The 20,670-nt window shown below is 63.6% G+C and carries 22 protein-coding genes; 14 read left to right on the top strand and 8 right to left on the bottom strand.

Translation table 11 applies throughout. From position 1 onward, the window contains the following. Positions 1 to 480, bottom strand: coding sequence for a hypothetical protein (locus tag B015_RS0115040; RefSeq protein WP_245262182.1), 480 nt, complete (start codon positions 478 to 480; stop codon positions 1 to 3). Positions 481 to 796: 316 nt separating this feature from the next. Between B015_RS0115040 and B015_RS0115035 the strand changes: the two genes are divergently transcribed. The 6 genes from B015_RS0115035 (at position 797) to B015_RS0115010 (ending at position 6,409) form a co-directional block, all read left to right on the top strand. Beyond that, positions 797 to 1,822 (top strand): DUF4424 domain-containing protein, encoded by a 1,026-nt coding sequence (locus B015_RS0115035; RefSeq protein ID WP_040456243.1) that lies wholly within the window; start codon positions 797 to 799, stop codon positions 1,820 to 1,822. 41 nt (positions 1,823 to 1,863) lie between these two features. After that, the gene (locus B015_RS0115030) at positions 1,864 to 2,385 is read left to right on the top strand and encodes a dihydrofolate reductase (RefSeq protein ID WP_018428535.1); all 522 of its coding nucleotides are present in this window, start codon (positions 1,864 to 1,866) and stop codon (positions 2,383 to 2,385) included. Positions 2,386 to 2,532: 147 nt separating this feature from the next. Further along, positions 2,533 to 3,633, top strand: a complete 1,101-nt coding sequence (hflK, locus tag B015_RS0115025; protein WP_018428534.1) for an FtsH protease activity modulator HflK — start codon at positions 2,533 to 2,535, stop codon at positions 3,631 to 3,633. Continuing rightward, positions 3,633 to 4,583, top strand: a complete 951-nt coding sequence (locus B015_RS0115020; protein WP_018428533.1) for a protease modulator HflC — start codon at positions 3,633 to 3,635, stop codon at positions 4,581 to 4,583. The genes hflK and B015_RS0115020 overlap by 1 nt, the downstream gene beginning before the upstream one ends. 2 nt (positions 4,584 to 4,585) lie before the next feature. Continuing rightward, positions 4,586 to 4,771: a DUF2065 domain-containing protein gene (locus B015_RS0115015; RefSeq protein ID WP_018428532.1), complete on the top strand. Its 186-nt coding sequence runs from the start codon at positions 4,586 to 4,588 to the stop codon at positions 4,769 to 4,771. Positions 4,772 to 4,894: 123 nt separating this feature from the next. Continuing rightward, a complete protein-coding gene (locus tag B015_RS0115010; protein ID WP_026227303.1) occupies positions 4,895 to 6,409 on the top strand; it encodes a Do family serine endopeptidase in 1,515 nt (504 codons plus the stop codon). Between the two features lie 71 nt (positions 6,410 to 6,480). On the opposite strand, the gene B015_RS0115005 is transcribed toward B015_RS0115010, so the two are convergent. Beyond that, entirely contained in the window at positions 6,481 to 7,047 is a 567-nt protein-coding gene (locus B015_RS0115005) for a GNAT family N-acetyltransferase (protein WP_018428530.1), read from the bottom strand. Continuing rightward, positions 7,047 to 7,931 (bottom strand): phosphoserine phosphatase SerB, encoded by an 885-nt coding sequence (gene serB, locus B015_RS0115000; RefSeq protein WP_026227302.1) that lies wholly within the window; start codon positions 7,929 to 7,931, stop codon positions 7,047 to 7,049. Before serB ends, B015_RS0115005 begins: the two co-directional genes overlap by 1 nt. Here serB and miaA point away from each other — a divergent pair. Beyond that, positions 7,915 to 8,868, top strand: coding sequence for a tRNA (adenosine(37)-N6)-dimethylallyltransferase MiaA (gene miaA, locus B015_RS0114995; protein ID WP_040456241.1), 954 nt, complete (start codon positions 7,915 to 7,917; stop codon positions 8,866 to 8,868). The two genes, serB and miaA, sit on opposite strands and share 17 nt — an antisense overlap. 96 nt (positions 8,869 to 8,964) lie before the next feature. After that, complete coding sequence (locus tag B015_RS0114990; RefSeq protein ID WP_018428527.1) at positions 8,965 to 9,756, top strand: GGDEF domain-containing protein; 792 nt, start codon at positions 8,965 to 8,967, stop codon at positions 9,754 to 9,756. A gap of 87 nt (positions 9,757 to 9,843) precedes the next feature. Here B015_RS0114990 and B015_RS0114985 read toward each other — a convergent pair whose 3' ends face one another. Next, a complete protein-coding gene (locus B015_RS0114985; protein WP_245262181.1) occupies positions 9,844 to 10,473 on the bottom strand; it encodes a class I SAM-dependent methyltransferase in 630 nt (209 codons plus the stop codon). 342 nt (positions 10,474 to 10,815) lie between these two features. Further along, positions 10,816 to 12,636, bottom strand: coding sequence for an ATP-binding protein (locus B015_RS0114980; protein WP_018428525.1), 1,821 nt, complete (start codon positions 12,634 to 12,636; stop codon positions 10,816 to 10,818). Positions 12,637 to 13,002: 366 nt separating this feature from the next. Here B015_RS0114980 and B015_RS0114975 point away from each other — a divergent pair, with 366 nt between their 5' ends. Continuing rightward, a complete protein-coding gene (locus B015_RS0114975) occupies positions 13,003 to 14,787 on the top strand; it encodes an acetolactate synthase 3 large subunit (RefSeq protein ID WP_267322242.1) in 1,785 nt (594 codons plus the stop codon). Between the two features lie 76 nt (positions 14,788 to 14,863). Then, entirely contained in the window at positions 14,864 to 15,436 is a 573-nt protein-coding gene (gene ilvN, locus B015_RS0114970; RefSeq protein WP_018428523.1) for an acetolactate synthase small subunit, read from the top strand. An 86-nt stretch (positions 15,437 to 15,522) separates the two neighbouring features. On the opposite strand, the gene B015_RS0114965 is transcribed toward ilvN, so the two are convergent. Further along, positions 15,523 to 16,278 (bottom strand): hypothetical protein, encoded by a 756-nt coding sequence (locus B015_RS0114965; RefSeq protein ID WP_018428522.1) that lies wholly within the window; start codon positions 16,276 to 16,278, stop codon positions 15,523 to 15,525. A 252-nt stretch (positions 16,279 to 16,530) separates the two neighbouring features. Here B015_RS0114965 and B015_RS0114960 point away from each other — a divergent pair, with 252 nt between their 5' ends. Beyond that, positions 16,531 to 17,127, top strand: a complete 597-nt coding sequence (locus B015_RS0114960; RefSeq protein WP_018428521.1) for a LysE family translocator — start codon at positions 16,531 to 16,533, stop codon at positions 17,125 to 17,127. Here B015_RS0114960 and B015_RS0114955 read toward each other — a convergent pair whose 3' ends face one another. Together B015_RS0114955 and B015_RS0114950 are read right to left on the bottom strand one after the other, a co-directional pair. After that, positions 17,128 to 17,601: a DUF2269 domain-containing protein gene (locus B015_RS0114955; RefSeq protein ID WP_018428520.1), complete on the bottom strand. Its 474-nt coding sequence runs from the start codon at positions 17,599 to 17,601 to the stop codon at positions 17,128 to 17,130. A 2-nt stretch (positions 17,602 to 17,603) separates the two neighbouring features. Further along, positions 17,604 to 18,884: an SDR family oxidoreductase gene (locus B015_RS0114950; protein ID WP_018428519.1), complete on the bottom strand. Its 1,281-nt coding sequence runs from the start codon at positions 18,882 to 18,884 to the stop codon at positions 17,604 to 17,606. A 151-nt stretch (positions 18,885 to 19,035) separates the two neighbouring features. Between B015_RS0114950 and nthA the strand changes: the two genes are divergently transcribed. Genes nthA through B015_RS0114930 form a run of 3 tightly spaced genes read left to right on the top strand, consistent with a single transcriptional unit; the run spans position 19,036 to position 20,658 of the window. Continuing rightward, positions 19,036 to 19,659: a nitrile hydratase subunit alpha gene (gene nthA, locus B015_RS0114945; protein WP_026227300.1), complete on the top strand. Its 624-nt coding sequence runs from the start codon at positions 19,036 to 19,038 to the stop codon at positions 19,657 to 19,659. Further along, positions 19,656 to 20,315: a nitrile hydratase subunit beta gene (nthB, locus tag B015_RS30925; RefSeq protein ID WP_018428517.1), complete on the top strand. Its 660-nt coding sequence runs from the start codon at positions 19,656 to 19,658 to the stop codon at positions 20,313 to 20,315. The genes nthA and nthB overlap by 4 nt, the downstream gene beginning before the upstream one ends. Beyond that, complete coding sequence (locus B015_RS0114930) at positions 20,302 to 20,658, top strand: nitrile hydratase accessory protein (RefSeq protein WP_018428516.1); 357 nt, start codon at positions 20,302 to 20,304, stop codon at positions 20,656 to 20,658. Before nthB ends, B015_RS0114930 begins: the two co-directional genes overlap by 14 nt. Positions 20,659 to 20,670: the final 12 nt, after the last annotated feature.

Here is a 20,670-nt window from a genome sequence, read left to right as displayed (position 1 = left end):
TCAGCGCCATTGGAACGATTCCGACATCAGCTTCCATTGGTCGACATTGTCGGCGCCAAACGGGGCGTAGAGTTCGAGCGCCACGAGCTTTTTGTCCTTGAAATAGAGATAGCGCTGGTTTTCGAGCCGAACCTGCTTGTTGGTGACCTGGTTGGGTGCGGAGTTGGAGCTGTAGGCGATGCGGATGGCGTTGCCGGCCGGCAGCCTGACTGCTTTCACGCCGCCGATCTGCACGGCGCGCTCTTGGCTTTGGAGGACGGGCAGGTAGTCCTTGCGGACGCTGTCGACCGTTGGCGGTTGGGCTGCGTCGCTGCGGGTGACCACCACGCCGTCGAGTTTGTCGACGAAACTGGCGCCTGTCGGAAGATCGGTGCGCGCCCAGCCTTCGGGCACCTTCAGGGCGTAGCCGTCCTTTGAGGCGTAGTCGATGAAGACCTGGCTGTCGGGAATGTCGCCGGGTGGGTTCTTTTCAGCAGCCACGGGCTTTTCGGCTGCGCTCGCCCCGGACGCCGGGACAGCAGCAGCCGTTGCGATTGCCACGAGAGCGAACGTGCTGGACAGAACCGCCATCCGGAGCATTGCTGAAACTCCTCACCTCGCGACAGCGACCACTGCGCATTTTCATCATGCCATTGCGAGGTTACCGAGGCTTCGCGGCCGCCATACGCTTTCGTAAGGTTGGCCTTCGGGCTTGCGAGACCCGTCGCGTTGGACTGCCGGCGGGGGATCGACTAGAGCTTGGGTCGTGGGTGCGGCTTGCCGATGGCTGCCTGCAGAGAGCGGGAGAGGGCGGAATATGTCGAAACACAGGACGTGGGAAATGCGGTCGGGGCTCTTGGCAGTGAGCCTGCTTGCGGCCGTTCCGGCGTCCGCCAACGACACGACGGCACAACTCGGCGCCGGCGGGCTGATACTCGGCCGCAACGACCTTATCGCCATGGAGAGCGAGGACCTGTTCATCTCCGCGGACAAGGTGACGGTCGACTATGTGTTCCGCAACAATTCGGACAAGGATGTCGAGACGCTGGTTGCGTTTCCGATGCCGGACATCGAGGGCAGCCCGTATGCCAATGTCGATATCCCTGTCGATGCGTCCGACAATTTCCTCGGCTTCTCCGTGTCGATCGACGGGCAGGAGGTGAAGCCTCAGCTGCAGCATTCGGTCTATGCGGTTGGCATCGACATCGGCAAGGAACTCGACGCCAACGGCGTTCCCTATTTCCCGTTCGGCGATGCGACGCTGAAGGCGCTGGAGATGCTTTCGCCCGAGGTCGCCGCCGACTGGCAGGAACGCGGCCTCATCACCATCAACGAATATGACGAGGGTTCGGGCATGAAGAGCGTGCGCGAGCCGCTCTGGCAGTTGCGTTCGGCCTATTGGTGGAAGGCCCGTTTTCCGGCCGGCAAACCGGTGAAGGTGGCACACAGCTACACGCCGAGCGTCGGCGGCACGGCCGGCGTGAGCTTCTACATGGATGGCAAGTTCCAGGGCCGATACGACGATTACAAGCGCAGATATTGCCTCGACGACGGTTTCGAACGTGCGGTCACGAAGGCGGCAAAGGCTGCCGCCGACGGTTATCCGCCCTACACCGAGACCTGGCTTTCCTATGTGCTGACATCAGGTGGCAACTGGGCGCTGGGCACCATCGGCAAGTTCAGGCTGACCATCGACAAGGGCGATCCGGCCAGCATCGTCAGCTTCTGCGGCACTGGCGTGAAGAAGACCGGCCCGACGACCTTCGAGATGACGGCGCAGGATTTTAATCCCGAACGCGATATCGATATTCTGATCCTGCAGCCCTACGATACCGGCAAATGAACGGCCGGGCGTAGATTCGCCCTGACAGGGAAGCGCGTCCGATGGAAGTTGCGATCTATGTGGCGATTGCCGAGAACGGCGTGATCGGACGCGACAATGGCTTGCCGTGGAGACTGTCGAGCGACCTCAAGCGCTTCAAGGCCGACACGATGGGCAAGCCGATCGTGATGGGCCGCAAGACCTGGGAGAGCTTTCCCAAGCGGCCGCTGCCGGGGCGATTGAACATCGTCGTTACGCGCGACACGAATTTCCGCGCCGAAGGCGCCGAGGTGGTGCATTCGCTGCAGGATGCCATCACGCTGGCGACCGCGCGCGGGCGCTGCATGCCCGATGCCAATGACATCTGCGTGATCGGCGGCGGCGAAATCTATCGCCAGGCGCTGCCGCTGGCCGACCGGCTGCACGTTACCCATGTGATGGCTTCGCCCGATGGCGACACGCGCTTTCCCGAAATCGATCCCGAGATCTGGGCGGTCGAAAGCTCGGAGGATTTTCCATCAGGTGAAAAAGACAGCCATGCGACACGCTACACAGTTTATCGCAAGCGTCCCGTCACGCATTAAGCGTGTACTCATACATCTGTAGTGAAAAGCGCGGGTGCATCCCGTGGTCGCGTTGAAAGCGCGTGATTGCATCCCTATAGATGGTGTCGGTAAATAAGCGGCCGTCTCAGGCGCGGCCGTCATTGTTTCGCAGTTGAAAGGACATTCATGCCCTGGAACAATCAAAATGGAGGCGGCGGCGGCCCATGGGGTGGCGGCGGCAGCGGCGGCGGGGGCGGTGGCCCCTGGGGACAGGGGCCGCGGCCGAGCGGACCTCCCGGATCGCCTCCCGATCTCGAGGACATCATTCGCAAGGGCCAGGACCGGCTCAAGCGCGCCCTGCCTGGCGGCGGCGGCTCGAGTGCAGCCCTGTTCGGCCTGATCGCGGTCGGTCTGGTGGCGCTGTGGGCCTATCAGGCCGTCTATACCGTGCAGCCGGACGAGCTGGCGGTGGAATTGCGCTTCGGCAAGCCGAAGGAACAGCTGTCGCAGCCGGGCCTGCACTTCCATTGGTGGCCGATGGAAACCGTGGAAAAGGTCAACACCGCTGAAAAGCTGGTCAATATCGGCGAAGTCCGGGGTACTGCGTCTTCGGGCCTGATGCTGTCGGGCGACCAGAACATCGTCGACGTCAAGTTCTCGGTGGCCTACCAGGTCGCCAATCCGACGGCCTATCTGTTCAATGTCGCCGATCCCGACGTGATGGTGCGCCAGGTGGCCGAGAGCGCGATGCGCGAAGTGGTCGGTCGTCGTCCGGCACAGGACGTGTTCCGCGACGACCGCCAGGGCATCGCCGGCAACGTGCGCGACATCATCCAGCAGACGCTCGACAGCTATGGCACCGGCATGACGGTCAACGCCATCTCGATCGAGGACGCAGCGCCGCCGCGCGAAGTGGCCGATGCGTTCGACGAGGTGCAGCGCGCCGAGCAGGACGAAGACCGTTTCGTGGAGGAGTCCAACCAGTACTCCAACCAGAAGCTCGGCCAGGCACGCGGCGAGGCAGCGCAGGTCCGCGAAGATGCGGCCGCCTACAAGAACCGTGTCGTGCAGGAAGCACAGGGTGAGGCGCAGCGCTTCATCTCGGTCTATGACGAATATGCCAAGGCGCCTGACGTCACCCGCAAGCGCCTTTACCTCGAGACGATGGAGAAGGTGCTTCAGGGCTCCGGCAAGGTGATCGTCGAGCAAGGCAACGGCCAGGGCGTAGTGCCCTATCTGCCGCTGCCCGAACTGCAGAAGCGCGCTCCGGCGGCGGGAGGCAACTGATGTCCAATCGTCTTCCCATCATCGGCATCTTCTTTGCCATCATCCTGTTCCTGCTCTGGTCGTCGATCTTCGTGGTCAACGCCCGCCAGCAGGCGATCGTGCTGCGCTTCGGCGAGATCGTCGACGTCAAGACCGAGCCGGGCATCTACTTCAAGGCGCCGTTCTCGATGTTTGAGGCCGACAACATCCAGATCATCGAGGACCGCGTCATGCGCCTCGACCTCGACGATATCCGCGTGCAGGTCTCGGGCGGCAAGTTCTACGATGTGGATGCCTTCGTGGCCTACCGCATCAACGACGCCCGCAAGTTCCGCTCGGCGGTTTCGGGTAGCGTGGAACTGGCCGAACAGCGCCTGCGCACGCGTCTCGACGCAGCGCTGCGCCGGGTCTACGGCGTGCGCGGCTTCGAGTCCGCCCTGTCGGAAGAACGCGCATCGATGATGCGCGACGTGCGCGACCAGTTGCAGCCCGACGCCAATGCGCTCGGCCTGCAGGTCGAGGACGTCCGCATCCGCCGCACCGACCTGACGGCAGAAGTTTCGCAGCAGACCTACGACCGCATGAAGGCGGAGCGTCTGGCCGAAGCTGAAAGGCTGCGCGCCCGTGGCCGCGAAGCGGCGCAGCGCATCCGCGCCCGTGCCGACCGCGAGGTCGTCGAGATCGTCGCCGAGGCACAGAAGGAGTCCGAGATCCTGCGTGGTCAGGGCGAAGCCGAACGCAACTCCGTGTTCGCCGATGCCTTCAAGCGCGATCCTGAGTTCTTCGACTTCTACCGGTCGATGAGTGCCTATGGCACCGCGCTCGACGCCAACGGCACCACCATGGTGCTGTCGCCGGAATCGGAATTCTTCCGTTACTTCCGCAGCCCGGACGGCGGTGCAGCTTCTGCCGCGCCCAAGGCAACGCCCGCCCCGCAGGCCGGCGCTGCCGCTCCCAGCACCAGCAACTGACGGTGCAGGATCTGATCGTCGCCATAGGCCTCGTCCTCGTCATCGAGGGCGTCGTCTATGGCGGCTTTCCCGCTCAGATGAAGCGGCTCGCGGCCCAGATGGCCGACATCCCTGACAATGCTTTGCGCCTGTTCGGCCTGGTGGCAATTGCCATCGGCGTCGGCATCGTCTGGCTCATCAGGGGATAACGGATGATTTATTCCCTTCCGATAGCAATGGTCGCAAACAGGCCTTATTTGTTTCCATCATGACGCTTCGCGTCCGGACGGCCCGGCGCGATCAACGCCAATGCAGCCCGGGAGGCTTCCCTGATGAATTCCACAACCCTTTTGCGCGCCATGCGAAAGGCTTCTCTGGCTGCAACGACGGCGCTGATGATCGGCGCGGTGGCGGCACCGACCTTCGTTGCCCCGGCTTTTGCGCAAGGGCCTGAATCCGTCGCCGACCTCGCCGAAGGGCTTTTGGGCGCAGTGGTCAACATCTCGACGTCGCAGACGGTGAAGAGCGGCGACGGCGACAACGAAAATGCCGTGCCGGTGCCGCAGCTGCCCGAAGGCGCACCTTTCCAGGACTTCTTCGACGACTTCTTCAAGAAGCGCGACGGCCAGGACGGCGCCGCGCCGCAGAAGGTGCAGTCGCTTGGCTCGGGCTTCATCGTCGATGCCGAGCAGGGCATCGTGGTCACCAACAACCACGTCATCGCCGATGCCGACGAGATCGAGGTCAATTTCTCCGACGGCTCGAAGCTGAAGGCGACGCTTATCGGCACCGATACCAAGACCGACATCGCCGTGCTCAAGATCGATCCGAAGGCCAAGAAGCTGACGGCGGTGAAGTTCGGCGATTCCAACAAGATGCGCATCGGCGACTGGGTGATGGCGATCGGCAACCCGTTCGGCCTTGGCGGTACGGTGACGCTGGGCATCGTGTCGGCGCGCAACCGCGACATCAATTCCGGCCCCTATGACGACTTCATCCAGACTGACGCGGCGATCAATCGCGGCAATTCGGGCGGCCCGCTGTTCAACATGTATGGCGAGGTGATCGGCATCAACACGGCGATCATTTCGCCGTCGGGCGGCTCCATCGGCATCGGCTTCTCGATCCCGTCGGAGATTGCGGCCGGCGTGGTCGATCAGCTTCGGCAGTTCGGCGAGACCCGCCGCGGCTGGCTGGGCGTTCGCATCCAGCCGGTGACCGACGACATCGCCGAAAGCCTCGGCATGACGTCGGCCAAGGGCGCGCTGGTTGCCGGCATCATCAAGGGCGGACCGGTCGACAACGGGGCGATCCAGCCTGGTGATGTGGTCATCAAGTTCGATGGCAAGGACATCGTCGAGATGCGCGACCTGCCGCGCGTCGTGGCCGAGAGCCCCGTCGGCAAGGCCGTCGACGTGGTCGTCGTGCGCAAGGGCGTCGAGCAGACCGTCAAGGTGACGCTCGGCCGCCTCGAGGACGGCGAGAAGCTGGCCGAGGGCGAAACCGGCAAGCCGGGCGAAGGAGCCGACAAGGGCGCCGAAGTGGCCGCGGTCAGCGTGCTTGGCATGACGCTTGGCGAACTCAACGACGACACGCGCGCGAAATTCGGCATTGCCGGAGACGTGACCGGTGTCGTGGTGACGGCGGTTGCCAAGGATTCGGCAGCGGCCGAGCGCGGCATCGTCGCCGGCGAGGTCATCACCGAGATCGGCCAGGAAGAGATGAAGTCGCCCAAGCAGGTCACCGACCGCATTGCGGCGCTGAAGGAGCAGGGGCGCAAGAACGCGCTTTTGATGCTGGCGTCCAAGACGGGCGAGCTGAGGTTCGTGACGCTTCGGATGGATTGAGGCCGGCGGCAATTCGCCTGCCTCGGCAGATCGCCGGGGCTGGCCTTCCTGCGTGGAAAAGAAAAAGGCGGCTAGTTGGCCGCCTTTTTTCGTGATCGCCAGTCGTCGCGCGACAGGCGGTAGTAGACATGACGCTTGAGATGGGCGTCGGCGACCCTGGGATGATCGAAATCGCGTGCCGGGTCGTTGCTCATGCCCAGCCGCTTCATGACAGACGTCGAGCGGTCATTGTTCCACACGGCGAACGAGACGACCTCGTCGAGCCCGAGCCGGTCAAAGCAGAATTCGAGCCAGGCTTCGGCAGCTTCGGTGACGTAGCCCTTGCCCCAAAACTCGGGGGCCAGGCGCCAGCCGATCTCGATCGTACCCTTGGGCATGAAGGGCTCGAGATCGGTCGGGTTGATGCCGACAAAGCCGATGCATTGGCCCGTCTCCGCGATCTCGACCGCGGTAAAGCCAAAGCCGTCGCGGTCGATGTTGCCGTGCAGCTTGTCGAAAAGCGCATCGCTCTCGGCCCTGCTGCGGCGAACGCCGAAGAACTCCATCACCTGATCGTCGGAGTTGATGCGATGGAAGAGTTCGCGGTCGCGTTCTTCCCAGTTGCGCAGGATCAGGCGATTTGTGCGGATCGGTTGCATCAGGCGAACTCGGCGCGGCTGTAGCCCTGCAGGTAGAGCAGGGCCGTGAGGTCCGCATTGTCGATGCGGATTTTTGCCTGGGCCGCTACCGACGGCTTGGCGTGGAGGGCAACGCCCGAGCCGGCGAGGCGGATCATGTCGAGATCGTTGGCGCCGTCGCCAACCGCGATTGCGTCATCCGGGGTGAGGCCCAGGCGCGCGGAAATCTCGTCGAGCGCCACCGCCTTGGCGGCGCGGCCGAGGATCGGCTCGGAAACCTGGCCGGTCAGCCGGCCGTCGGTCTCGATCAGGTGGTTGGCGCGGTTCTCGTCGAAACCGAGCATGGCTGCGATGCGCGAGGTGAAGACGTCGAAGCCGCCCGACACCAGCGCCGAATAAGCTCCGTGGGCCTTCATGGTGGCCACCAGCGTCTTGCCGCCGGACGCAAGCGTCAGCCGGTTCTTGATGATGCCGTCGATGACCGAGGCATCGAGCCCGGCAAGCAGGGCAACGCGTTCGCGCAGGGCGGGCTCAAAGGCGATCTCGCCATTCATCGAGCGTGCGGTGATGTCGGCGACGCGATCCTTGACGCCGATCTCGTCGGCCAGTTCGTCGATGCATTCCTGGTCGATCATGGTCGAGTCCATGTCGGCGATCAGGATCTTTTTCCTACGTGTCGCGTTGTCCTGAACGGCGAAATCGATGGGCTCGCCCGACAGCGCCGAAGCGAGCGCCTGGCTTGCCGCTTCCGCCGCAAGGCCCGATGGCAGGGCGATGTCGCAGGCGATGCCATCTGCCAGCCAGACAATGCCGCTTGCGCCGAGGGCGCGTGAGGCCTTATCGGCAAGGGACGGCTGCAGCAGTGCGCGGTCGGGATGGGAAATCAGCGTGGCGACGAGCGGCATCGAAAATTCCGGCAAGAACGAGGGGCGCATCAAGAACGCGACCCTGATAGCCGGGCCTACCGCCAGCGGCAAGTCGGCGCTGGCGCTTAAGCTGGCGGAACGCGACGGCGGCGTGATCGTGAACGCCGATTCCATGCAGGTCTATGGCGTGCTCAACGTTCTGACCGCGAGACCCGGGGCCGATGAGTTGGCGCGCGTTCGTCATTTCCTTTACGGCCATGTCTCGCCGGCGACAGCCTATTCGACCGGTTCGTGGCTGCGCGATGTGGCCGTGCTCGCCGACAGCGGACTGTTCGACGAGCACCGACCTGTTTTCGTCGGCGGAACCGGCCTCTATTTCCGGGCGCTGGCCGAAGGCATTTCCGAGATGCCCGAAATCCCCACTGATATCCGCGACCGCTGGCGCTGGCGCCTCAACGAGGAAGGCGCGCCCAGGCTGCACCGTCTCCTGATGAGGGTCGACAGCGAGGTTGCCATGCGGCTCAAGGCCAGCGACGGCCAGCGCATCGTGCGTGCGCTTGAAGTTCTCCAAGCCTCGGGACGGTCGATCCTCAAATGGCAGGCCGACCGCGGCCATCCGATGATCGATCTCACCACCGCGCGTTTCATCGTCATCGAGCCGGAGCGGCAGGAGCTGATCAGGCGCATCGACATGCGCTTCGACAAGATGATCGAGGCCGGCGCCCTGGACGAGGTCAAGGCGATCACGGCGATGCGGCTTGCACCCGAACTGCCGGCGATGAAGGCCATCGGCGTGCGCGAGCTGGCAAGCGCCATGGCCGGCGAGATGAGCTTCGACGAGGCCATCGAGGGGGCGAAGATCGCCACGAGACAATATTCGAAGCGCCAGTCGACCTGGTTCCGCAACCAGTTCGGCCCGGAATGGCGCCGCATCGGCGGCGAGGTCGGCCGCCCCGGCGGGCTCGCCGACGATTGACCGGCCTTGTGCCGGGGTTGGCATTTGCAGCTGCCGATTAACGGTCCGTAAGGCGCGGCATGGCATAAAAGCTGGTGGGGTTTGACCAGGGTGGCCATGCGCTTTCACAAGGCTGAAACCGCGTTTTTCGTCTTTATCGCGCTGATTTTGACGGCAGCGCTGGCGATATTCTATGGCTGGAGCCTGCTGCACGGGCCTGCTGACCAGCTCTATATGCCCGGCCGGGTCGCAGCCATCGAGCAGGTGCAGGTGCTGCTGCTGGCGGTCATGCTGCTTCTGGCCGGCACGCTGGTGTTCGGGCTGTTCTTCATTTTCCCGCAGATCCGCACCCAGGTGAAGGAAGGCGGCAAGCTGCGCGAGATGACGGCGTCGCTGAGTGCGCGCTCGCGCAATCTGGAACAGGCCGCGCTGACCGATGGCCTGACGGGCATGCAGAACCGGCGCTATTTCGATGACGCGCTCAAGGAATATCTCGGCGAATTCCGGCGTATCGGAAAGCCGGTCGGGCTGATGATCCTCGATCTCGACCATTTCAAGCTGGTCAACGACACCTATGGCCACGATGTCGGCGACGAGGTGCTGCGCTCGGTCGGCAAGTGCCTGAAGAATATGACCCGCTATCACGACGTGGTGGCGCGGCTGGGCGGAGAGGAATTCGCCATTGTTGCGCCCAACATGGACCTGGAACTGCTGCAGCGTTTTGCCGAGCGCATGCGCAAGGCAATCGCCTCGCTTGCCATCGATGCGGGCACCGCCCAGCTCAATGTGACGTCGAGTGTCGGGTTAGCACTTTGGGATCGCGAGGAGAGCGCCGAAGATTTTTACCGACGCGCCGACAAGCAGCTCTACGAAGCCAAAAGGCAGGGCCGCAATCGCGTGTGTGCCTGACGCGGCCATGCGTGCCTCCGGCACGGCGATCCCCAGATGGAATGTCATGTAGGGGTGGGGAGCCGACTTTGTCGGCTGACGAGAGTCCTAACGCAACGCGCCTTTGATCAGCATGTGGCGGTCGCCGACCCGTGTCACCCGCAGCGGCAGTCCGGCCTGTCGTATTTGTGTCTCGACTTCTTCAATCGTGAAAGCCGCGCACAGCGAGTTGTAAAAATCTTCCTTGAGAATTGGATGCTCGTCGGGCGCCACTGTCTCGACAATGTTTCGCGCGTCTTCTTGCGTGGCTGGCCTGATCAGGTCCATCACATGAACAGCTGCCCCCTGCCGTCCCAATCGCCGCGCTTCGCGCCACAGCACCATCGGATCAGGGAGGTGGTGCAGAAGGTCCTTTGAGAGGATCGCATCGAAATCATGCTCACGCAGTGCCAATCCCGGGATGTACCCCTGCATCACCACAATGCGGGCTTCGTGGTTCGCTGCACGCACTGCCTGGGCCGCCAATTCGATCATCGCCGCGGAGCCATCGACCGCGGTTATGCGGATATCAGGGCATGCCTCCGCCAGCCTCAACATTACGTCGCAGGGGCCACAGCCGAGGTCGATGACATCTTTCAAGGCCTGCGGATTGTCCACCAGCAGATGATCGACGAACAGCTGATTTGAACTTGCGAAGTCGGCATTCGCATAGGCGAGGGACTGCTCGGCATCAGCCATGATCTCAGGCTCGAGAGTTCTCTGCATGGGACACCCCGGTTTCGAACCAACGGCAGTGGTATCTCGCGTGACCGATTGTACAGCCAGCGGTCCGCAGTGACAAATGGGCAGGAATACGCCCTGGTTGGCGATGCCGCCGAAACCCGGCGCGCCACGTGGTCTTGCGGACCATCGCCTTGGCGCGTGGGCGTGAACTCGGCGAGCGCAAACGAGTTTCCGATTATTGGCGATTGCCGCCCTTTGCGCGCCCAAGCGGCAAAGTACTCAACGGTTTAGCCGATCTGCCCCATGGAGCGCCCGCCCCGGTGGGGTCGGGCGTCCTTCCAGCTCGCTGGCAGGCTCTCAGCCGCTGCTGCGTCCACCGAAGGTGGTCGGGCGCAGGCCGAAGCGGGTGTCAAAATCGCCGTCGGGCTCGGGCCGGGACGGCGGTTTGCGGTAGTCGCTGTCGCCGGCCTGGCGCTGGACGTCGACCGTTTCGGCAAAACCCAAGGCCGCCTGCGGCTTCGGAACATTGCGCAGCCGCTCGACGATCATGGCGAGATCGACGTCGTTGCCGTCGCCGCCTGGTGCTTCGGCGGCTCGCTTCTGGGTGCCGGGGATCAGGTTGGGCGGCAGCTTCTCGAACTTCAGCCGCATCGTCGTCGCCACGCCTTCGCCAAAGGCGATCGCCTCGCGCTGTCCCATCGACGACAGGAACGACAGTGTCGAGGCCGAGGAATCGGCGATGGCCGAGCGGATGATCGCCTGGTCCTGTTCATTGGCGAGGCGCATGGCGAAAACGGTCGAGCACTGCGACAGGATCGTCGGGTCGAGCTCGCCCGGGCGCTGCGTGACAACGCCGAGATAACAGCCATATTTGCGGCCTTCCTTGGCGATGCGCGACAGCGCATGGCGGGTGGGCGCGAAGCCGAGACGATGGTCGGCCGGCATGTAGCGGTGTGCCTCCTCGCAGAGCAGCAGAAGCTTGAGCTTGCCTTCGCTCCAGAGCGCGAGGTCGAAGGCGAGGCGGGCAAGCACCGAACAGACCGAATTGACGACCTCGGAGGGCAGGCCGGCCATTTCGAAGCAGGTGACCGGGCGCCCCTGGGTCGGAACGCGGAAGATGTTGCCGATGGTCTCGTGGATCGTGTCCTCGATCAGGCGCGAATGGAACATGAAGCGGTAGCGCGGGTCGGACAGAGCCGATTCGATGCGCGTGCGCAGCGACTTCAGGATCGGGCGCTCATTCTTGGATTCGAGCATGCCCATGCGATCGTCGATCTGCTTGATGAGATCGGCGATGCGATAAGGTACCGGCGTGTCGGCGGTCAGCGCGTCGACGCCACGGCGCAGGAAGGCGCCGCCATTGGGATTGCGGTAGAGGTTCTTGGCGACCGGGATGAGGTCGCGCAGGGCGTCGATCTCTTCCGCATCGGTCTCGCGGCCGCGGAACAGCACCTCGGCGAATTCCTCCAGCTTGAACAGCCAGAAGGGCAGGTCGAGCGAGTTGGTGTCGACCTTGACGCAATATTCGGGCAGCGAGGCCGCGAATTCGTTGTGCGGGTCGAGGATCAGGACGCGCAGGTCGGGGCGCTCGGCGATCATCTTGCGCATGAGCAGCGACACGGCGGTCGACTTGCCGACGCCGGTCGTGCCGACCACGGCGAAGTGACGGGCGAGTGTCTCGTCGATGGCAATGCAGGCATCGATGTTCTCGTCCTGCGACAGCTGGCCGATGGTGACGGCATGGCGGCCGGCGAGATCGTAGACGGCCTGCAGGTCGCGGCTGCGGATGCGGTGGGCGACGGCGCCGACATAAGGATAGGTGGTGATGCCGCGGTCGAAGACTGGACGTTTTTCGGTTCCGAGGTCGCGGACCTCGCCGATGAGTTCGACACTGACTTCGATGGGGTTGTCGCCCTGCGGGCTCCAGGAGCGGTCGGCCTTGCCGATGGAATAGACGAGCCCGATGGTGCGAGATGCGCCCAGATTGATCGAGATCATGCGGCCGACAGCCCAGAGCCCCGATGCCGCCGCGCCGCCGCTTTCGGCAAAGGCGCTGATGACGGCGCGGGCGCCGTCGCACTGTACGACATGGCCGAGAATGCGCGCGTCGTCCTGAAGCGGATCGCGGCGTTCCTGCGACGTGGTTTCGCCTGCTGCTGCCTGGCGTTCAACGTACATGCTGAGATTTTTCCCCAATTCTCTGCTGGAACCTTAGCGCTGTGCGGTTAAGGGCGGGTGAGGTCGGATGGTGTCGCAAAGGTTAAGCGGATGCGGAGAATTGGAGCAATGACGTTCGCCTGACGTTGCGGAAAAATCTGCTGACGTCAGGTTGACAGTGGGGCTTTTTGCGCATTAACGTCCGCCCCGATGAACACGACACTCATTCTCGTAGTAGGATTGCGCATGGGCAAGGCGGTGTAACCGCCGGGCGAAATCCCCCATGCGCAGATGCAAAGGCTCCCTCGGGGGCCTTTTTTATTGCCCGAAACAGGACTAACAGAGCAGCAACCGCCAAGTATGGCGAAGGAAAGACGGAACGGACCGATGAGCGGACATAGTGACAGCGGACGGCGCGAAATGACTGGCGCCGAGATGGTGGTTCAGGCGCTGAAGGACAACGGCGTCAAGCACCTCTTCGGCTATCCGGGCGGCGCGGTCCTTCCGATCTATGACGAGCTGTTCCAGCAGGACGATGTCCAGCACATCCTGGTGCGCCACGAGCAGGGCGCAGGCCACGCCGCCGAGGGTTATGCGCGCTCGACCGGCAAGGCTGGCGTGATGCTGGTGACGTCGGGTCCTGGTGCCACCAATGCGGTGACGCCGCTGCAGGACGCGCTCATGGACTCGATCCCGCTGGTCTGCATCACCGGTCAGGTGCCGACGACACTGATCGGTTCCGACGCCTTCCAGGAATGCGATACCGTCGGCATTACCCGTCCCTGCACCAAGCACAACTGGCTGGTGAAGGACGTCAACGACCTGGCCGGCATCCTGCACGAGGCCTTCCATGTCGCCACCACGGGGCGTCCGGGCCCTGTTGTGGTCGACATCCCCAAGGACGTGCAGTTCGCCAAGGGCATCTACACGCCGCCGCAGACCGCGCCGCGCACCTCCTACCAGCCCAAGATCCAGGGTGACCTCGAGAGGATCAAGGAGGCGGTCGCGCTGATGGCCACCGCCAAGCGGCCTGTCATCTATTCCGGTGGCGGCGTGGTGAATTCCGGCACCGAGGCCAGCCATCTGCTGCGCGAACTTGTCGACCTGACCGGCTTCCCCATCACCTCGACGCTGATGGGGCTGGGCGCCTATCCGGCTTCGGGCAAGAACTGGCTCGGCATGCTGGGCATGCATGGCAGCTACGAAGCCAACATGGCGATGCATGATTGCGACGTCATGGTGTGCATCGGCGCGCGCTTCGACGACCGCATCACCGGCCGCCTCAACGCGTTTTCGCCGAACTCGAAGAAGATCCACATCGACATCGATCCGTCGTCGATCAACAAGAACGTGCGCGCCGACGTGCCGATCCTCGGCGATGTCGGCCGCGTGCTCGAAGACATGGTGCGGTTGTGGCGGGCGACCGCCAAGGCCGACAAGAAGGCGCTGTATCCGTGGTGGGAACAGATCGCCAAGTGGCGCGCGCGCGATAGCTACGCCTACAAGGCGAACAGCGAAGTGATCATGCCGCAATATGCGATCCAGCGGCTCTACGAGAACACCAAGCATCTCGACACCTACATCACCACCGAGGTCGGCCAGCACCAGATGTGGGCTGCCCAGCATTACGGCTTCGAAAAGCCGAACCGCTGGATGACGTCAGGCGGCCTGGGCACGATGGGCTACGGCCTGCCGGCGGCTCTCGGCGTGCAGATCGCCCATCCTGAATCGCTCGTCATCGACATCGCCGGCGACGCCTCGGTGCAGATGTGCATCCAGGAGATGAGCGCAGCGCTCCAGTACGATGCGCCGATCAAGGTGTTCATCCTCAACAACTCCTACATGGGCATGGTACGCCAGTGGCAGCAGCTGCTGCACGGCAACCGCCTGTCGCATTCCTACACCGAGGCGATGCCCGACTTCGTCAAGCTGGCCGAGGCCTATGGCGGCCACGGCATCCGCTGCGACAAGCCGGATGAGCTCGATGATGCGATCAAGGAAATGATTTCGGTGAAGAAGCCGGTGATCTTCGATTGCCGCGTGGCGACGCTCGCCAACTGCTTCCCGATGATCCCGTCTGGCAAGGCGCATAACGAGATGCTGCTGCCTGATGAGGCGACCGACGAGGCGGTGGCGAATGCCATCGACGCCAAGGGCCGCGAACTGGTGTGACGAACCGAGTGCGGCCTTCGAGGGAAGGCCGCACAATCAACGAGTTGGCGCAAAAGCCTCAGATCGAGATTCATTCATGAACGCACAGCTACAAGCCACCGGTTCGGCCTATTTCATCGCCAAGGAAACGGCGCTGCCGGAAAATCACACATTGTCGGTGCTGGTCGACAACGAACCGGGCGTGCTCGCCCGTGTCATCGGCCTGTTTTCGGGCCGCGGCTACAACATCGAAAGCCTGACCGTCTCTGAGACCGAGCATGAGAAGCATTTGTCGCGCATCACCATCGTGACGCGCGGCACGCCGCATGTGCTCGAGCAGATCAAGCACCAGCTCGAGCGCATCGTGCCAGTGCATCGCGTGGTCGACCTGTCGGTGCGCGCTGCCGAGCTCGGCCAGGAGCGGCCGCTGGAGCGCGAGCTGGCGCTGGTCAAGGTTGCCGGAACGGGCGACGCCCGGGTCGAGGCGCTGCGCCTGGCGGACGCCTTCCGCGCCAGCGTGATCGATGCCAACACCGAACACTTCATCTTCGAGATCACCGGCAAGGTGTCGAAGATCGAGCAGTTCATCGCCATCATGAAGCCGCTCGGCCTTGTCGAAGTCTGCCGCACCGGCGTGGCGGCGATGAACCGCGGCCCGCAGGCGATGTGATCTGGTCCACACCACGGACGTAAAAAAAAGCCGCCGATGCACTGCACGGCGGCTTTTTGATTTCTAGAAACCAGCTCCTGCCGGCTTCAGAAACCTACATTCTCGTTGATGTAGAAGGTGTTGAGCAGCGAGACGCGCGGGCGCTCGATGGGCGTCTTGATCTTCGGGCGGCCGTGCCAGCTCATCTTCATCAGCGAGTGGTAGGCCTTCAGCACGACGAAGGCGTAGCCGACATTGGGCAGGAAAGGCAGCGTCTTGACCGGCTCGAGCCCGTAGGATCCGACATTCAGCAGGCCCTTCAGCGACGCCTGGTAGAGGGTCGTGCCGAGCTCGCGCTGGCTCTCGTCGGCCGGGCAGTAGAGCTGCATGGTGACAACCTTCTTGCGCGCGTCGGGGTGCGGCTTGATCTGGTAGCCGTCCTTGTCGCTGTAGAGCACGGGCTTGGCCACCAGCCGGAGGTCGTCGACGCTTTTGACCTTGTCGCCGCGGGCGCGGATTTCCAGGCCTTCATGAAGCTGGCGGCGGATGGCGCTTTCGACTTCGCTTGACGTCAGCGTTTCCGACACCGCCGCCCACATGTCGCGCAACTCGGCATCCACCTTGCCGATATTGTCGCCATAGAGCCGCAACGCCATGCGGGTGGCGTCGCCCGTGATCGGGTCATAGCCTTCGGTCGGGATCGATTTGATCAGGTCGGCGTAAAAATCGCGCGGGAAAAAATCGCGAAAGAAGATGTGCGGGAAGGGCAGGGAGAAACGGTCGGCCGCCTCGATGCTCGCCACGGCATGGGCGATGAGTTCGCGCGTAAGGCTGCTGGGCTCGGTCTTGGCGAGTGCTGACATTTCTCTTCCCCTTGAGAATGTTCGATCGTCCGCTTGCTGGCGAACTGGCGCAATGAAACCCTGGATAGGTATTCGGCTAAGGGGTTCGCTTACGCCGTGTCCTGGCCGCGGTCAATATGGAAGCCTGTGCCGAACGATAGGTGCAGCGAGCCCGCTTCTGCCGACCCAGAACGTGCCGAAACACGCGGAATCTTGTTGATCCGGCTCAATAAGGACAGTATTGCTGACGTATAATCCCGGGAGGAGGAAAAGGTGACCTACGACGCGTTCCTCGCATTGCTGGTCTATGCCTTCGTGACCTCGATCACGCCGGGGCCGAACAATTTCATGCTGCTCGCCTCGGGCGTGAATTTCGGCTTTCTGCGAACCATCCCGCACATGCTGGGCATCGGCTTCGGCTTCCTGTCCTTGCTGCTCGGTGTCGGCTTCGGGCTGGGGGCTGTGCTGACGGCCTTTCCGGCGCTGCATACCGTGCTCAAGATCGCTGGCGGCGCTTACCTGCTCTACCTCGCCTGGCGCATCGGCATGTCACGCTCGCTTGGCAAGGACGGCGACGTGAAGGCTCGGCCGATGAGCTTCATCGAGGCATCCGCCTTCCAATGGATCAACCCCAAGGCCTGGGTGATGGCGGTCACGGCCATGGCCGTCTACACCAATCCGGAGGCGCCGTTCCTGTCGGTGCTGTTGATCTCGGGTGCCTTTGCCCTGGTCAATCTGCCAAGCGTTTCGAGTTGGGCCGGCTTCGGTATGGCCCTGCGTGGCTTCCTTGCCGATCCGGTGCGGCTGAAATGGTTCAACATCGCCATGGGCCTGCTTTTGGCCGCGACGCTCTGGCCGATGCTCAAATAATCAGAAAAGCTCGATCGCCGGTCTTGTCAGCATCAGCCAGAAGATGGCGATGACGCTGAAAAAGGCAGGGAATCCGCAAGCGAACCAGATCCGGTAGAGGCGGAAATAGCGCGCCGGCAACGCCTTGCCTGTGCTGGCGGACGAGCGTGCGAGATTTCGCAGCTGGATCTGGATGAACACCACCGGCAGCCAGAACAGACCGGTCAGCACATAAAGCGACAGGGACAGCACAATCCACGGTTCGTCGAGCGGCCAGCCGACCTCATAAGCCAGCCAGGCGCCCGATATTGGCTGGAGGATGACGGCCGTGGCGGTGAAGACCGTGTCAGCGATCACCACAGTGCCGGCGACATGGGCGATGGTGGCTGCGTCACGCGTGCGGTGGGCCATGACCATGAAGAAGGCTATGCCGGCGCCGGTGCCGAACAGGACCGTGGCGCCGATGACGTGGGCGAGGCGCAGCAATTCTTCCATGCTCAGCGCTCGTCCAGGATGGCGAGCGCGACCAGTGCCAACACGATCGACGGCAGCACCTTGACCAAGGGGCCGAGCGGATCTGCCCAGAGATTGGGGGCAAGGATGGTCGCCGATCCGAGATAGGCGAGGGACAGCGCGATCATCCCCTTCAGTGCCAGTCCGGCATGGCGGCGAAAGGCAATGCCGATGCCCAGCGCGATGTCGGCTAGGCTGGTGGCCAGGGTGATCCCCGCAGCGACAGCGGCGGTTGTGCCTGCCGAAACCAGATGCGCGGAGGAAGCATTGAAACGCAGCAGGGCGACTATACCTGATAGCAGCCAGAACAGGCTCAAGGTCGCAAATATCAGTGGCTTGAGCAGATAGAGCCGGGCAAACCATACATCCTGCACGCCGGCGGGATTTCGGGACAGGATATCGCGCAGTGGCTGCAACTGCCGTTCATTGCTGCTGCGATGGCCGGACACGCCGCCAGTGGCAACCTCAAGTGCGGTGGAGCGCAGCGGCGAACGCCAGCCGAGATGACCAAGCAGATCGGCGGTCCCCGATGCCAGGCGGGCGCACAGGCCGGGCAGGTGAAACACCCTGGCCGGGGCCATGCCGAGCCATTGGCAATGTATCGCCACGGTTTCGGCGAGGGTCAGTATCTCCGGCGCGGCAAGGTCGAGGTCGCTGCCGGGGGCAATCGCTCCGGCCAGCGTGTCGCAGACCGTGCTGGCTACATCGTCAAGTGAAACGAACTGCATCGGGCTTTGGCCGTAGACCAATGGGGTGACCACAGGGAATGCCGCCAGCGCCCGCAGCAGCGCCGAGCCGCCATGGGCGGGGGCGCCGACAACGATGGCCGGTCGCAGGATGACAAAGGGCACGCCCGACGATTTGAGAGCGTCGTCGGCCAGGCGCTTGGTGGCGAGGAACGGTGTTTTGGCGGCCGCGCCGTCGGTGCGCGCCGATATCTGGACGAACAGGCGCAATGACAGGCTCGCTGCCTGGTAGAGTGCGGCCATGCCGACCTGCTGCACGGCCACGACATCGTCGCGCGCGCCATCCTGAAGCGCTCCGGCGCAGTTGACCACAGCATCGATACCCGACAGCAGCGGACGCCAGTCGTCGGGCTGCGACAGCGTGGCGATGTCTGCCTTGCGCCATTCGATTTCAGGCAGGCGGCGCGATGCGACCTCGATGCTGCGCGCAAGGCCGACCACCTGATGGCCGCGGCCGGCCAGAAGCCTTGCCACCGCCGCCCCGATGAAACCGTTCGCCCCTAGAATCAGCACGCGCATGGCCGCACGATACAGTGCCGCAGCGCATTGCGACGCGCGGAGAGAACTCCGGCAGCGACATTTTTAGTTGGTCCCGTGGCTCTTGGGCCGGGTGATGCTGGCCCAAGTCAGCCGCTTGCCCGGTGTGCCGCGCGAGCATAACCTTCGGCCCATGTCGCACGATCATCATCACGACCACGATCACCATCATGACAACGAACTGGACCCGATGGCAGCACGGGTGCGGGCGCTGGAGACGATCCTGACCCGGAAAGGGTTGATCGACCCGGCGGCGATCGACGTCATTGTCGACACCTACGAGACCAAGGTCGGCCCGCGCAACGGTGCGCGCGTCGTGGCGAGGGCGTGGTCCGATCCCGAATTCGCCGACTGGCTGAAGCACGACGCCACCGCGGCCATCGCGTCGCTCGGTTATACGGGGCGGCAGGGCGAGCACATGCAGGCCGTGTTCAACACCGAAGCGACGCACAATCTCGTCGTCTGCACGCTGTGCTCCTGTTATCCGTGGTCGGTGCTGGGGTTGCCGCCGGTCTGGTACAAGGCGCCGCCATATCGCAGCCGGGCGGTCATCGACCCGCGCGGCGTACTCGAGGAATTCGGGCTCTCGCTGCCTAGGGACAAAAAGATCCGCGTCTGGGATTCGACTGCCGAACTGCGATATCTCGTCGTGCCACAGCGGCCCGAGGGCACCGACGGTTGGAGCGAGGAAAGGCTCGCCGATCTGGTGACGCGCGATTCCATGATCGGCACCGGCATCGCCAGGGAGGCTGCATGAACGGGCCGCACGATCTCGGCGGGCAGATGGGGTTCGGCCCCGTCACACCCGAGAAGGACGAGCCTTACTTTCACGCCGAATGGGAGAAGCGTGCCCTTGGCGTGACGCTGACGGCGGGTGCGATGGGGGCCTGGAACATCGACGAAAGCCGGCACGCCAGGGAATCTCTGCACCCGGCCGACTATTATTCGTCCAGCTATTACGAGATCTGGATCAAGGCGCTGGAAACCCTGCTCAAGCGGCACGCATTTGTCACCGCCAACGATCTGGCCGCCGGCGATGCCGTCGATCCGACGGCAACGCCAAAGCGAGTGCTGAAGGCTGAGAATGTGCCGGCTGCGCTTGCCAAGGGCGGCCCTTGCGACCGGCCGGTAGCGGAACCTCAGCGGTTTGCGGCCGGCCAGCGCGTGCGCACCAAGAACTTCCATCCGATTGGTCACACCCGCCTGCCGCGTTATGCCCGCGGCAAGGAAGGCGTGATCGACGCAGTGCGCGAAGGTTTTGTATTTCCCGACAGCAATGCCCCCGGCCGGGGCGAAAACCCTGAATGGGTCTACACGGTGGTGTTTTCGGCGCAGGAATTGTGGGGGGAAGGCGCCGACCTGACGCTGGAGGTCAGCATCGATGCCTGGGAGAGCTATCTTGAACCGGCCTGAAGTGCGGCTGACGGTCGGGGATGGCGGGATCGACGCCCCGGTCTTTGCCGAGCCTTGGCAGGCCGAAGCCTTCGCCATGGTGGTTGCCCTGCACGAACGCGGCGTCTTCAGCTGGGCTGAATGGGCCGAGCGGCTGTCGGCGGAGGTGAAGCGGCCCGACGCGGCAGCTGATGGCAGCGACTATTACGAGCGCTGGCTGGCCGCGCTCGAGCGCCTGCTGGCCGACAAGGGTTTTGCCGGACGCGACGAGGTCGATATCGTTGCCGCCGCCTGGGAACGGGCAGCACACGCAACGCCGCACGGTCAGCCGATCCTGCTGGCGAACGATCCGGAAGGCCTTTGATTTCGCAATGAA

This window comes from Hoeflea sp. 108 (genome assembly GCF_000372965.1).
Lineage (GTDB): Bacteria > Pseudomonadota > Alphaproteobacteria > Rhizobiales > Rhizobiaceae > Aminobacter.
The sequence above is the reverse complement of the archived record's forward strand: the minus strand, read 5'-3'. Positions and strand labels throughout refer to the sequence as shown.

Bases quoted from the DNA above. Each gene is read 5' to 3' on its own strand.
- B015_RS0114990 (WP_018428527.1), top strand. From the start codon at position 8,965: ATGCGCTTTCACAAGGCTGAAACCGCGTTTTTCGTCTTTATCGCGCTG.
- hflK (WP_018428534.1), top strand. From the start codon at position 2,533: ATGCCCTGGAACAATCAAAATGGAGGCGGCGGCGGCCCATGGGGTGGC.
- B015_RS0114950 (WP_018428519.1), bottom strand. From the start codon at position 18,884: ATGCGCGTGCTGATTCTAGGGGCGAACGGTTTCATCGGGGCGGCGGTG.
- B015_RS0114980 (WP_018428525.1), bottom strand. From the start codon at position 12,636: ATGTACGTTGAACGCCAGGCAGCAGCAGGCGAAACCACGTCGCAGGAA.
- nthB (WP_018428517.1), top strand. From the start codon at position 19,656: ATGAACGGGCCGCACGATCTCGGCGGGCAGATGGGGTTCGGCCCCGTC.
- B015_RS0114975 (WP_267322242.1), top strand. From the start codon at position 13,003: ATGAGCGGACATAGTGACAGCGGACGGCGCGAAATGACTGGCGCCGAG.
- ilvN (WP_018428523.1), top strand. From the start codon at position 14,864: ATGAACGCACAGCTACAAGCCACCGGTTCGGCCTATTTCATCGCCAAG.
- nthA (WP_026227300.1), top strand. From the start codon at position 19,036: ATGTCGCACGATCATCATCACGACCACGATCACCATCATGACAACGAA.
- B015_RS0115005 (WP_018428530.1), bottom strand. From the start codon at position 7,047: ATGCAACCGATCCGCACAAATCGCCTGATCCTGCGCAACTGGGAAGAA.
- B015_RS0115035 (WP_040456243.1), top strand. From the start codon at position 797: ATGTCGAAACACAGGACGTGGGAAATGCGGTCGGGGCTCTTGGCAGTG.
- B015_RS0115020 (WP_018428533.1), top strand. From the start codon at position 3,633: ATGTCCAATCGTCTTCCCATCATCGGCATCTTCTTTGCCATCATCCTG.
- B015_RS0115030 (WP_018428535.1), top strand. From the start codon at position 1,864: ATGGAAGTTGCGATCTATGTGGCGATTGCCGAGAACGGCGTGATCGGA.
- B015_RS0114955 (WP_018428520.1), bottom strand. From the start codon at position 17,601: ATGGAAGAATTGCTGCGCCTCGCCCACGTCATCGGCGCCACGGTCCTG.
- serB (WP_026227302.1), bottom strand. From the start codon at position 7,931: ATGCCGCTCGTCGCCACGCTGATTTCCCATCCCGACCGCGCACTGCTG.
- B015_RS0114985 (WP_245262181.1), bottom strand. From the start codon at position 10,473: ATGGCTGATGCCGAGCAGTCCCTCGCCTATGCGAATGCCGACTTCGCA.
- B015_RS0115010 (WP_026227303.1), top strand. From the start codon at position 4,895: ATGAATTCCACAACCCTTTTGCGCGCCATGCGAAAGGCTTCTCTGGCT.
- B015_RS0114965 (WP_018428522.1), bottom strand. From the start codon at position 16,278: ATGTCAGCACTCGCCAAGACCGAGCCCAGCAGCCTTACGCGCGAACTC.